This window comes from Caulobacter sp. FW305-C-30-S16 (genome assembly GCF_058783025.1).
Map to the genome: position 1 here is coordinate 21,459 of NZ_JBYSYH010000006.1, position 12,214 is coordinate 33,672.

Here is a 12,214-nt window from a genome sequence, read left to right on the forward strand (position 1 = left end):
ACTGAGCCCGCGACAGCGGAAGCCAGTTTGCTCGACCTAGGGCATGACGATGGCGACAGCGGTTCCGCCGATCCGGATCATGCGGTCTGCGCGCACGGGCACTGCCACCACGCGTCTGCTCTGACCGGGCGCGAGGAAGTTCAGGTCGCGACTGCCCTCTACACGGCAGCGGCCCTGGACCGCATTGCGGCCCCGCAACCCCCATCGGCCAACCAGCCAACCCTGAAACGTCCGCCCCGAGTCTGACCGCGACCCGCGCATCCGTGCGCGTCCGCCCTTGTCAGAACCGAAGCAGGACCTTCCATGTCTTCTCCATACCTGTCGCGCTGCGCCGCTTTCGGCGCCGCGATGCTGTTGGCGAGTTTCGCCAGCAGCGCATTCGCCGAAGCCATCACTCTCACCCAGTCGCTTGACCGCGCCCAGGCCGGGTCTCCCCTCATCACCGCCGCAGAAGCCGATGTTCGTGCCGCCGAAGGGCGCGCTCGGCAGGCCGGCCTGTTGCCCAACCCCGAAATCGACCTTTCGACCGAGAACGTCGGCGGCACCGGCAGCCTGACAGGCGTTCAGTCCGCCGAGACCACGCTCTCCATCGGACAGCGTTTCGAGTTGGGCGGCAAACGCTCCGCTCGCCTGAACGCTGCCCGCGCCGAAGTCGGGACGGCGGGGCTCCGGCTTCGGATCGCCCGCGCGGATCTGGCTAAAGAGGTTCGAGAAGCCTTCGCCCAAGCCGTCGCTGCCAAGCGTCGTGTTGACCTGGCGAGAAACCAGTTCATCCGCGCCGAGAGCCTGCAGAAGATCGCCGTCACGCTCGTGGAGGCCGGCCGAGAGCCGCCGCTTCGGGCCTTGCGGGCGCGCACCGTCACACTGGAGACGGTGGGGCGGGTCCGGGCGGCTGAAGCCGACTATGCGGCGGCCCAGCGGGCACTGGCCGCGTTGTGGGGCGGGTCTGAAAACTTGCCCGATCCGGTCGCTGCCGAAGAGGCGGCCCCAGCATCGGTCTTCGATCCAACCGCTGTGCTGGATGTTCGGCTCGCTGAGGCTGAATTGGAGACCGCCATTGCCGCCGAGCGCCGGGAACGGACCCTCTCCCGCCCCGACGTGACGGTCAGCGTCGGCGGCCGTCGTCTCGCCGCATCGGACGAGACGGCGCTGGTCGTGGGCGTGGCGATGCCTCTGGGCCTGTTTGATCGCAACCAGGGCAACATCGCCGCCGCCAACGCCGAGCGCACCGGCGCCGACGCCCGTCGAAACGCGGCGATGGCCGCAGCTCTACGGCGCACTCGGGACGCGTCAGCCGCGCTTCAGACCGCCGAAGCCCGCCTGGAGTTTCTGGAGAAGCGGGCGGAGCCGGAGGCCCTGGAGGCCGTCCGGATCGCCCGTGAAGGCTTCGCCGCCGGCCGCTTCACCTTGCTCGACGTTCTGGACGCCGAAGCCGCCCTCAACAGCCTCCAATCCGATCTGATCACCGCCGAGCTCGACCGCGCCATCGCCCTGGCCGCGCTCGTGCGCGCCAACGAAACCGAAGGAACCGCCCAATGAAGACCCCGACCAACAAACGCCTCTTGCTGGGCGCGGCCGCCGCCGTGGTGTTGCTCGGCGCCGGCCTAACCGGCTGGAGCATGACCCGGCCCAAGCCCGAAGCCGCGCCGGAGGCCGCAGAGGCCGCCCATGGCGCCGGAGAAGGGATCGAGATCAGCGGAGCCCGCATCCTGGCGGCGAACATTGTGCTGGCCCCCGTCGAAACCGGCTCGTTGAGCGCCGAAGTTCTTGCCCAGGGCACCGTCGTCGGGACACCTCACGGCGAGGCCGTGCTGGCGGCGCGCGCCGACGGGGTCGTCAGCCGCATTTCGCTGCGCCTAGGAGATAGCGTCCGGGCTGGGCAGATCGTCGCCCTGATCGAAAGCCGTGAGGCCTCAACCATCGTGGCCGAGCGTTCAGCCGCCCAGGCGAGACTGACCGCCGCACGTCAGGTCCTGGCGCGCGAGCAAAGGCTGTTCGACGCCCAGATCACCGCCCGTCAGGACCTCGAAGCGGCCCAAACCGCGCTGGCGGAGGCGGAAGCTGAGGCCCGACGCACCGCCGCCGCCGCCGCCGCCGCCCGAGTGTCCGGTGACGGCCGCAGCACAGGAGTCGTCAGCCCAATCAGCGGACGCCTCACCTCGGCGCCGGCCGTGTTGGGTGCCTTCGTGCCCGCAGGGACGGAGCTGTTCCGCGTCGCCAACAGCAGCCAGATCGACATCGAAGCGTCGGTATCGGGGCCGGACGCGGCCCGGATCAAACCCGGCGACCGTGCCCGCATCCATCTGCCCGATGGTGAGATCGACGCGGTGGTCCGTTCAATCACGCCCGGCGTCGATCTGGAAAGCCGCTCGGCGACCGTGTTGTTGAGTCCGGCCATCACGACCGGCCTGCGGCCGGGCCAGGCCGTCTCCGTTCGCATCTACACGGCGGACGCCCAAGCGTCGGGCGGCGTCACCGTGCCCGAGGAAGCTATCCAGACCGTGGAAGGTCGCGAGGTGGTGTTCGTCAGGACCGCCGCCGGCTTCAAGGCGGTCGCCGTGATCGTCGGCCAGCGAGGCGGCGGTCGCGCGCAAATCACCTCCGGCCTCACTGCCGGCCAATCCATCGCCACCCGCAACGCCTTCCTCCTGAAGGCTGAGATGGGCAAGGGCGAAGGCGAGGAGCACTAGGTCATGATCGCCAACCTCATGGCCCTGTCGGTGCGGTCGCGATGGATGATCATCGCGCTCACACTGATCGTTTCCGCCTACGGCGTGTTCCAGCTTACCCGGCTGCCCATCGACGCCGTCCCCGACATCACCAACAAACAGGTGCAGATCAACACGCTCGATGCGTCACTTTCGCCCGTCGAAATCGAAAAACGGGTCACCTTCCCGGTCGAGACCGCGCTGGCCGGCATTCCGGGTCTGCAAACGACCCGCTCCCTTTCCCGCAACGGCTTTTCGCAAGTCACCGCGATCTTCGACGAAAACGTCGATCTCTACTTCGCCCGCCAGCAGGTCAGCGAACGTATCGCCCAGGCGCGTGACAGCCTACCCGAGGGCGTCCAGCCCCAGATCGGACCGGTCACCACCGGGCTGGGCGAGGTCTTCATGTATGCCATCGACTACGCCAACCCGGGCGGAAAGGGCGCGACCGTGCGCAACGGCCAGCCTGGCTGGCAGAGCGACGGGTCGTTCCTGACGCCAGAAGGGGATCGGCTGACCGATGAGGTTTCGAGGGCCGCCTATCTGCGCACTGTGCAGGACTGGATCATCGCGCCCCAGCTGCGGTCGGTCGCCGGCGTCGCGGGTGTGGACACCATCGGCGGATTCGAGAAACAGTATGTCGTCGAGCCCGACCCGGTTCGTCTGGCGCAGTATGGCGTTTCGTTCAGCGAACTCGCCAAGGCGCTGGAGGCCGCTAACCTGTCGGTCGGCGCAAACTTCATGGAACGGGCGGGCGAGGCCTATCTCGTCCGCGCCGACGCCCGTATCCGCAGCCTGTCGCAGATCGAGGAAGCCATCGTCGCCACTCGCGGCGGAGTCCCGGTGTCTATCAGGGATGTAGCTGTCGTCCGGCTGGGCGGCGAGCTGCGCACCGGCGCCGCGACCATGAACGGTCATGAGGTAGTTATCGGCACTACCCTGATGCTCATCGGCGAAAACAGCCGCACGGTAGCCCGCGCCGTCGGCGACAGGCTCAAGACGCTAGAGCGGTCGTTGCCACCGGGGATCAAGGTCTCGCCCACGCTGGATCGGTCCAAACTGGTCAATGCGACCATCGCCACCGTTCAGCGCAATCTGATGGAGGGGGCGATCCTCGTCGCGATTGCCCTGTTCCTGCTGCTGGGTAATGTCCGCGCCGCCCTGATCGCGGTGCTGATCATCCCGATCTCGTTCTTCATGACCGCCATCGGCATGAACTACATGGGCGTGTCCGGCAATCTGATGAGCCTTGGCGCCCTCGACTTCGGCCTGATCGTCGATGGCGCGGTGATCATCATCGAGAACTGTCTCAGACGGCTCGCCGAACGACAGCATCATGAAGGCCGCTTGCTGAACCTCCGCGAACGCCTGGAGGAGACCACACTAGCCACCCAGGAGATGATCAAGCCGACTGTTTTCGGCCAAGCCATCATCCTGCTGGTGTTCGCGCCTCTGCTGACCTTCCAGGGGGTCGAGGGCAAGACTTTCTCGCCCATGGCCATCACCCTCATGCTGGCCCTGGTCGCCGCCTTCGTCCTCTCGATCACTTTCGTCCCGGCGATGGTGGCGCTCCTGATCCGCAACAAGGTCGCGGAAAAGGAAGTGTTCGCGATCCGCTGGATCAAGGCGCGCTATGAGCCGATCCTTCGGCGAGCGGTCGCCCGCCCGCTGCCCTTCATTGGCGCGGGGGTCGGGATCTTCGTCCTGGCCGGCTTTATCTTCACGCTGCTAGGCCAGGAGTTCATTCCGACGCTTGATGAGCGGAACCTGGCGATGGCTTCGCAACGCATTCCATCCACGGCGCTCGAACAGTCCGTGCGGATGCAGCGGGGGGTCGAACAGGCAATCACCAGCCTTCCCGAAGTGCTGATGATGTTTTCCAAAACCGGCACGGCCGAGGTCGCCACCGACCCGATGCCGCCCAACATCTCTGACGGTTTCATCATCCTGAAACCACAGGAGGATTGGCCGGCGGGGGTCAAGACCAAGGAGGATGTGCTCGAACGAGTCGAGGCCGCCGCCAACGCCCAGGTCGGCCAGGGTTACGAGTTGAGCCAGCCCATAGAACTGCGCTTCAACGAGTTGATCGCCGGCGTCCGGGGCGACGTGGCGATCAAGCTCTACGGCGACGACCTGGACAAGTTGACCGCGACGGCGAACCGGATCGGCGCGGTCTTGCAGTCAACCCCGGGGGCGGCGGATGTGAAGGTCGAACAGACCAGCGGCGCACCTTCGTTGGACGTTATCTTCGACCGGGCCGCCATCGCCCGTCTGGGCCTGACCGTGGAAGAGGTGGCGGACACCGTGGCCGCCGCCATGGGCGGGCGCGAAGCCGGACAGTTGTTCGAAGGTGACCGTCGCTTCAGCGTGGTCGTGAGGGTGCCGCAGGGCAGCCGCAACGATCTCGACGCACTGGGCGCCTTGCCCATCATGATGCCGGAGGAGCCAGGGCAGACCCGGCATTCCGTGCCGCTACGCCAGGTCGCACAGTTCCGGTTCACCGAAGGTCTGAACCAGATCAGCCGCGAGAATGGAAAGCGGCGGGTTGTCATTCAGGCCAACGTGCGCGGTCGAGATGTGGGTTCGTTCGTGAGGGAGGCCATGCCAAAGGTGGAGGCGGTCGCTCTGCCGACCGGCTCCTGGCTCGAATGGGGCGGGCAGTTCCAGAACCTCAAGGCCGCCTCGGACCGGCTCGCCATCGTGGTGCCGATCTGCTTCCTGGCCATCTTCGCGGTTCTCTTCCTGGCAGTGGGGACGTTCGGTCGAGCCGTTTCGGTGTTCGCGGCGGTGCCGCTCGGACTGGCCGGCGGAGTGTTCGCCCTGGCATTGACCGGCATCGCCTTCTCGGTTTCGGCGGCGGTGGGCTTTATCTGCCTCTCTGGCGTCGCCGTGCTCAACGGCCTGGTGGTCATGTCCAGCATCCGCCAGCGGCTTGAGGACGGGATCGAACTGTCGACGGCGATCATCGACGGCTGCATGGAGCGGGTTCGTCCCGTGATCATGACCGGCCTGGTGCCGGCAATTGGCTTCCTGCCCATGGCGCTGGCGCACGGAACGGGGGCGGAAGTCCAGAAGCCGTTGGCCATGGTGGTCATCGGCGGCCTGATCACGGCCACGGCCCTGACCCTCCTAGTGCTGCCGGCGATCAGCCGGGTGGTGCTGGGTTGGACAGAACGGCCCAATCCGGCCTGGAGTGAAGACCCCGCGCCGGCCCTGGCTCCTGCGGAATAGGCGATAGGCCCGCGCCGTCGATCCTGGCGGCGCGGGCATTTCTCATTCGGAGACACGCGATGAACAGCTCTTTCAAGCTCTTGAGGATCTACACCGACGAGGCCGCCTATTTCGGCGACCGCAAGGTGTTCGAGGTGGTGGCCGGCCGTGCGCGGGCCGCCAAGGTCGCCGGGGCGACAGTGCTTCAGGCCCTGCTGGGCTTTGGCCACACCCCCAACATGCACCGCCGCAATGTGCTCGATGATGATCAGTCGGTCGTCATCGAGATCATCGACGAGGACGCCAAGTTGCGCGCCTTCGTCGAAACCCTCGCCGACCTCGAACACCTGGGGCCGATCACCCTGGAAGCCGTCGAGGTGCTGCGCTGGCCGCCGGCGAAGGGCGGTTAAACCAAGCATGCGCAGAGAAGGCTTGCTCCTCTAGTCGCTAGAGCATGCATGAGCGGCCACACATTAGGCCCAACCCATCGGGCCAAGCCGTTTTCACCGACGCCGAGATCCAAGATGGCCGATGACAACCACCAGGTCGCCGTTCCCTCAAAGGCGCCAGATGAACACGAAGGCCACGGTCACGCCGAAGGCGCCCATGACCAAAACCACGGCGGCATCTTTGGCGAACGCACTGAACTGATCTTCGCGGGCCTGTCCGGCGCGATGCTGCTCGTCGGCTGGCTCGTCGGCCAGCGCGTGGAGGGCTTTATCCCGCTGGCCTTCTACGTCGCGGCCTACGGGTTCGGCGGCTACTTCACGCTCCGGGAAGCGGTCGGCAACATCTTCAAGCGTCGCTTCGAGATCGACACCCTGATGCTGGTCGCCGCCGCTGGCGCCGCCGCCCTGGGCCAGTGGGCCGAGGGCGCCCTGTTGCTGTTCCTGTTCAGCACCGGCCACGCGCTGGAACACTACGCCATGGGACGGGCGCGGCGGGCCATCGAGGCCCTTGCCAAGCTGGCTCCTGAAACGGCGACGGTCCGGCGCGGGGAGACGACAGAGGACATTCCGGTCCAGGACCTTGTGGTCGGCGACATCGTGGTGGTCCGGCCAAACGAGCGCATGCCGTCTGATGGCGTCGTCGTGCTGGGGGAGACCAGTGTCGATCAGGCGCCGATCACCGGCGAAAGCGTGCCCGTCGATAAGCGCGCTGCGTCTGACCCCGCCCTGGATTTCGACAAGGCCGGCCCGGAGCATCGCGTCTTCGCGGGCACGATCAATGGTTCCGGCGCTCTGGATGTGCGCGTCGCCCGCAAGGCGTCCGAGACCACCCTGGCCCGCGTGGTGAAGATGGTCGCCGAGGCCGAGGCCCAACAGTCGCCGACCCAGCAGTTCACCAACCGCTTCGAGCGCATCTTCGTGCCGTCCGTGCTGGCGGGCGTCGGCCTCCTCATGCTGGCCTGGGTGGTCATCGACGAACCCTTCAGCGTGAGCTTCTATCGCGCCATGGCGGTCCTGGTGGCCGCAAGCCCGTGCGCCCTGGCGATCTCGGTGCCCAGCGCGGTCCTCAGCGCCGTGGCGCGGGCGGCCAGGGGCGGCGTTCTGGTGAAGGGCGGCGGTCCGCTGGAAAACCTAGGCACGCTGACCGCCATCGCCTTCGACAAGACCGGCACTCTCACCGAGGGCAAGCCGAGGATCACCGACGTGGCGACCGCCGAAGGAGTCGATGAGCGGGAACTCCTCGCCGTCGCCGTCGCCGTGGAACGGCTGAGCGATCATCCGCTGGCGGCGGCGGTCGTGCGCGACGGCGGCGATCGGCTAATGGACCATCCCGTGCCGGTGGCCGACGACGTTCAGAGCCTGACCGGCCAGGGCGTGCAAGCCACCGTGGCGGGTCAAACGGTGGTGATCGGCAAGCCCAAGCTGTTCGAAAGCGGCTCCGGCGCCAAACCCTCCGACGCCCTTTGGAGTGAAATCCAGCGGCTGGAAACGAGCGGTCGAACGGTGATGGTCGTCAAATCCGGCGACCGATACCTTGGGGCCATCGGTGTGATGGACACCGCCCGTCCTGCCGCCGAGGGGGTTATCGCTCGCCTCCGCGCCATAGGGATCACCCGCATCGTCATGCTGTCGGGCGACAACCAATCCGTGGCCGACGCCATCGCCGCCAAGCTCGGCCTGGACGAAGCGATGGGCGGACTGATGCCCGAAGACAAGGTTCGGATCATCAAGGGGATGAAGGCCAGCGAGGGCAGGGTCGCCATGATCGGCGATGGCGTGAACGACGCGCCCGCCCTGGCCAACGCCACGGTCGGGATCGCCATGGGCGCGGCAGGCTCCGACGTGGCCCTTGAAACTGCCGACGTGGCCCTGATGGCCGACGACCTCAATCACCTGCCGTTCGCGGTCGGCCTGAGCCGGAAGACTAGCGGCATTATCAAACAGAACCTTTGGGTCAGCCTCGGGATGGTCGCGGTCCTGATCCCGGCGACCCTGTTCGGCCTGAAGATCGGCGCGGCGGTGATCTTTCACGAAGGCTCGACCCTGCTGGTCGTGGCCAATGCCCTGAGACTGCTGGCCTATCGGGACAAAACCGCCTGACAGAACCGCTTGCTCCTCTAGTCACTAGAGGACCTACATCAAAGGGTCCACGCACGAGGCCAGGACGATGCAATTCGCACTGCTGGGCTACTACCTCGCCTTCTTCGCCATCGCGTTCGTCTGGCCGACGTGGCGTCTGTGGCGGGCTGAGCGGATCAACGCCCTGGTCCTGCCGTTCCACGACAGCGCCTATGGCGTCGTTTCCAAGGGCTTCCGGCTGCTGATCCTGGGCCTCTTCGCGATGCTGATCGCCGCTCTCTGGCTGCCGGTGGAATTGTTCGGCCCGCTGCCTTGGTTGGACCACACCGCCGCTCGGATCGCTGGTGCGGGACTACTCGTGGCGTCGCTCGTCCTGATCGTCGTCGCCCAGGCCCAGATGGGTCGGTCATGGCGGATCGGCATCGACACCGGGCGCCGAACCGCCATCGTTCAGACCGGCGTGTTTGCCCGCACCCGCAACCCGATCTTCCTCTCCATGCGGATCAATCTCTTCGGCCTGCTGCTGGTCTGGCCGAACGCCGCGACCCTGGCCGCCTTCCTGCTGGGCGAGGTGCTCATGCAGGAGCAGGTGCGACTGGAAGAAGACCACCTCGGGCGTATGCTCGGGGCGGACTACGAGGACTACCGTCGGCAAACGCCGCGCTGGGTCCTGGCTGGATAGGACGGAGAAATCCCATGCTTGGTCGTCGAACGGTTCTCGCGGGCTTTGCCGGTCTGGTCTCTGCGTCCTGCGCCGAGGCCGCACCAACCCGTGACCTCGTGGTCTACAAGACCGCCTCCTGTCCCTGCTGCGGCGGATGGGTTTCAGCCATGGCCAAGGCGGGCTTTCGCCCGAAGGTCGTCAACGTGGACGATATCAGCCCGCTCTCGCGCGCGCGCGGCGTCCCCGACGAACTGTCGTCCTGTCATGTGGCGACCATCGGCACCTATTTCGCGGTCGGCCATGTGCCGCCCGCCGATGTCGAACGGCTGCTGAAGGAAGGGCCTGACGCCATCGGCCTGTCCGTCCCCGGAATGCCGTTCGGCTCGCCGGGCATGGAAGGACCGGGCGGTGTGAAGGAGCCCTTCCAGACCCTGCTCCTGCTGAAAGGCGGCAAGTCGCGGGTCTACGCGCGGCACGGATGACGACCTCTGTTCCTATGGTTTGACGATAAAGACCGATGTTTTCCCCGCTCCGAAACCCCGCCTACCGCCACCTGTTCCTGGCCCAGGTGTCGGCTCTGCTGGGCACGGGTCTGGCGACGGTCGCCCTTGGCCTGCTGGCCCACGATATCGCCGGGGCCAGCGCGGGCGAGGTTCTGGGCGCCGCCCTGGCGATCAAGATGGTCGCCTATGTGGTGGTGGCGCCCTTCGCCAGCGCACTGGTCGCCCGTCTTCCCAGGAAGCTGCTGCTCGTGGGTCTCGATCTGATCAGGGCCGGGGTCGCCGCCTGCCTGCCGTTCGTGGACAGCGCATGGCAGGTCTACGCCCTGATGACCGTCCTCTACGTGGCCTCGGCGGCCTTCACGCCAGCCTTCCAGGCGATGATCCCCGACTTGCTCCCTGACGAGGCGAACTACACCAAGGCCCTCTCGCTTTCCCGGCTCGCCGCCGACCTGGAGAGCATCGTCAGCCCGACGCTGGCTGCTCTGCTGCTGTTGGTCCTTCCGTTCAATGATCTGTTCGGCGGCACGACCATCGGCTTCCTGCTGTCGGCGGCCCTGGTCATCACCGCGACCCTTCCTGCGCTCTCTGTCGCGACGCCCAAGCCGTTCATCCAGCGGCTAACCGCCGGGGTGAGGCTCTTCGCCCTGACGCCCCGCCTCAGGGGCCTTCTGGCGATCTCGCTGGCGACGGCTGCGGGCGGCGCCATGGTGTTCGTCAACACGGTCGTGCTGGTGCGATCCAGCTTCGGTCTGGGCGACCGCGAGACCGCCTGGGCCTTGGGCGCCTTTGGTCTGGGGTCCATCAGCGCGGCGGTTCTGCTGAGCCGACTGGCCGCCAGCCTGGGGGACCGAACCGCAATGTTGACCGGCTCCCTCATCATGGGCGCGGCCTTGCTCGCGGGTCCATTTCTGGCGACCAGTTATCCGGCGCTGCTTGGCCTGTGGGTCGTGATCGGCTTTGGCTATTCCCTAACCATCACGCCATCAGGGCGGACGCTCCGCCGCTCCGCCCACGCCGAGGACCGGCCCGCCCTGTTCGCCGCGCAATTCGCCCTCAGCCATGCCTGTTGGCTGCTAGCCTATCCGCTGGCCGGTTTCATCGGGTCAAAGGCAGGTCTCTCCACTGCGTTCCTGGTCATGGCGGTGCTCTGCCTCGCGGGCGCGATCCTCGCCGTGCTGATCTGGCCCGTGCGAGACCCGGCAGAGCTTCCTCACAGCCATCCCGATCTTGCGCCGGACGATCCCCACTGGACGGACGCCGAGGGCGGCGCCCACGTCCACGCCTACATCATCGACGACCGCCACCAGAAGTGGCCGAGGTCGCCGGTCGGATGAGGTGTGTCAGATCGAGACCCCGATACTCTATCCGCTTCATCGCCTCGGCCAGCGTCGCAAGTCGGTATCCCCGACCATAGGAGGCGGCGGTCTCCGCGCCCTCCTTACCACCGGCAGAGGTCCAGCCGCCCAGTGCCAGCCCGATGTCATGCTCGATCCGCGCTTCGCGCAATGCGTCCCGGTAGCAGTGCCGGAAGCTGTGGAAGCAGGTCTTGGGTCTCGCGGCTCTCGCCCGCTCCAGGAACCGCCTGAACCACTTCGAGAACGGGTCGCTGTAGTAGCCCGTCGATGACATGCCCAACTCCGGAAAGAGCTTCCGACCGCCGGTCCGCCGACGTTCAGCCACGAACTCCAGGAAGCCGATCTGTCTGAGCGTCGGGTGGATCGGGATGTATCGCTCGCTACTCGTGGTCTTGAGCCGCTTGTCGTTCTCCGGGGTCTCCATCCCTGCACTGACGAAGATGCAATCCACGCCCTCGACGACCTGAATGTCAGCGGTATCGAGTTGAGCGGCTTCGTTTAGCCGGAGCCCGGCGAACAGGCCGATCAACGGCACCCAGAAGCGTCCCCGACGTGGATGATTGGGACCGGGAACGGCATAGCCGAACCAGTCATCGACACAGCCCGTGTAGAGCGGCGCGTTGAAAATCAGGCGAAGCTGCTCAGTGCTGAAGGGGAGTCACTTGTCCCGACTCCGAACTGGATCGACCACGGCGAGACCCTTGGCTGGGTTCCGCTCCAGCAGTTCCTCGCGGACGGCGAAGTTCAGCATCGCCCTCAGCTTGTTGAGGTAGCCATTTATGGAGGCAGGACTGAGCGTTGAGGTCAGACCCTTGGCCTTGGCCATCTTGGCGGCCTGGACCGCTGAGAGCTTCGGGAACCGCTTGGTGGGGTTTGAGGGCAGCCAACGCAGGAGATCGAGGAGATCACGACAGGCTTCCCTGTCGATGGCGCGTAGGGGCCTGTCTGCGCCCCACAGACCCGATGCCATGTCGAACAGCGTCGCGTAGACCATATCGGTCTTTCGAACGCGGGTCCGAGATGGGTCGGCCATGAAGAGATCGAAGAGGTCTCGGAACGTCTTTTCGGGACGCACCGGCAGCGAGGGCTCGGGTCTGTTGGCCGGAATGATCCGACGACGATCAGTCGGCTCGGACCGACCCTCGGCCTCCATGAGCATCCGTTCGAAATCAGCGGCAGCGATCCTCGCCCTTCGAACAGCCTCGTCGCGATAGCCGGTCCCCAATGACCGAACCCAGTGAGTCTT

The 12,214-nt window shown here is 66.4% G+C and carries 10 protein-coding genes; 8 read left to right on the forward strand and 2 right to left on the reverse strand.

Going from position 1 to position 12,214, the window contains the following annotated elements; genetic code table 11:
* Nucleotides 1-303 precede the first annotated feature (303 nt).
* The 8 genes from AC3WJT_RS17225 (at nt 304) to AC3WJT_RS17260 (ending at nt 10,947) form a co-directional block, all read left to right on the forward strand.
* Nucleotides 304-1,539: a TolC family protein gene (locus tag AC3WJT_RS17225; protein ID WP_492344364.1), complete on the forward strand. Its 1,236-nt coding sequence runs from the start codon at nt 304-306 to the stop codon at nt 1,537-1,539.
* Complete coding sequence (locus tag AC3WJT_RS17230) at nt 1,536-2,690, forward strand: efflux RND transporter periplasmic adaptor subunit (protein ID WP_492344365.1); 1,155 nt, start codon at nt 1,536-1,538, stop codon at nt 2,688-2,690. Before AC3WJT_RS17225 ends, AC3WJT_RS17230 begins: the two co-directional genes overlap by 4 nt.
* A gap of 3 nt (nt 2,691-2,693) precedes the next feature.
* Nucleotides 2,694-5,939: an efflux RND transporter permease subunit gene (locus tag AC3WJT_RS17235; protein WP_492344366.1), complete on the forward strand. Its 3,246-nt coding sequence runs from the start codon at nt 2,694-2,696 to the stop codon at nt 5,937-5,939.
* A gap of 59 nt (nt 5,940-5,998) precedes the next feature.
* Nucleotides 5,999-6,328, forward strand: coding sequence for a DUF190 domain-containing protein (locus AC3WJT_RS17240; protein ID WP_492344367.1), 330 nt, complete (start codon nt 5,999-6,001; stop codon nt 6,326-6,328).
* Nucleotides 6,329-6,442: 114 nt separating this feature from the next.
* Nucleotides 6,443-8,467 carry a heavy metal translocating P-type ATPase gene (locus AC3WJT_RS17245; RefSeq protein ID WP_492344368.1) on the forward strand — a complete coding sequence of 675 codons (2,025 nt, stop codon included), beginning with the start codon at nt 6,443-6,445 and terminating at the stop codon, nt 8,465-8,467.
* A gap of 67 nt (nt 8,468-8,534) precedes the next feature.
* Nucleotides 8,535-9,128 carry a methyltransferase family protein gene (locus tag AC3WJT_RS17250; RefSeq protein ID WP_492344369.1) on the forward strand — a complete coding sequence of 198 codons (594 nt, stop codon included), beginning with the start codon at nt 8,535-8,537 and terminating at the stop codon, nt 9,126-9,128.
* A gap of 14 nt (nt 9,129-9,142) precedes the next feature.
* On the forward strand, nt 9,143-9,592 hold the full coding sequence (locus AC3WJT_RS17255; RefSeq protein ID WP_492344370.1) for a DUF411 domain-containing protein: 450 nt from the start codon (nt 9,143-9,145) through the stop codon (nt 9,590-9,592).
* Between the two features lie 35 nt (nt 9,593-9,627).
* Nucleotides 9,628-10,947, forward strand: coding sequence for an MFS transporter (locus AC3WJT_RS17260; protein WP_492344371.1), 1,320 nt, complete (start codon nt 9,628-9,630; stop codon nt 10,945-10,947).
* Here AC3WJT_RS17260 and AC3WJT_RS17265 read toward each other — a convergent pair.
* Complete coding sequence (locus AC3WJT_RS17265; protein WP_492344372.1) at nt 10,901-11,497, reverse strand: site-specific integrase; 597 nt, start codon at nt 11,495-11,497, stop codon at nt 10,901-10,903. The genes AC3WJT_RS17260 and AC3WJT_RS17265 overlap by 47 nt on opposite strands.
* Nucleotides 11,498-11,626: 129 nt before the next feature.
* The coding region (locus AC3WJT_RS17270; protein WP_492344373.1) for a phage integrase SAM-like domain-containing protein at nt 11,627-12,214 on the reverse strand (588 nt) is incomplete at its 5' end.

Excerpts from the sequence above, each read along its gene's own strand:
- AC3WJT_RS17260 (WP_492344371.1), top strand. The coding sequence starts at position 9,628 with ATGTTTTCCCCGCTCCGAAACCCCGCCTACCGCCACCTGTTCCTGGCC.
- AC3WJT_RS17245 (WP_492344368.1), top strand. The coding sequence starts at position 6,443 with ATGGCCGATGACAACCACCAGGTCGCCGTTCCCTCAAAGGCGCCAGAT.
- AC3WJT_RS17255 (WP_492344370.1), top strand. The coding sequence starts at position 9,143 with ATGCTTGGTCGTCGAACGGTTCTCGCGGGCTTTGCCGGTCTGGTCTCT.
- AC3WJT_RS17230 (WP_492344365.1), top strand. The coding sequence starts at position 1,536 with ATGAAGACCCCGACCAACAAACGCCTCTTGCTGGGCGCGGCCGCCGCC.
- AC3WJT_RS17250 (WP_492344369.1), top strand. The coding sequence starts at position 8,535 with ATGCAATTCGCACTGCTGGGCTACTACCTCGCCTTCTTCGCCATCGCG.
- AC3WJT_RS17235 (WP_492344366.1), top strand. The coding sequence starts at position 2,694 with ATGATCGCCAACCTCATGGCCCTGTCGGTGCGGTCGCGATGGATGATC.
- AC3WJT_RS17240 (WP_492344367.1), top strand. The coding sequence starts at position 5,999 with ATGAACAGCTCTTTCAAGCTCTTGAGGATCTACACCGACGAGGCCGCC.
- AC3WJT_RS17225 (WP_492344364.1), top strand. The coding sequence starts at position 304 with ATGTCTTCTCCATACCTGTCGCGCTGCGCCGCTTTCGGCGCCGCGATG.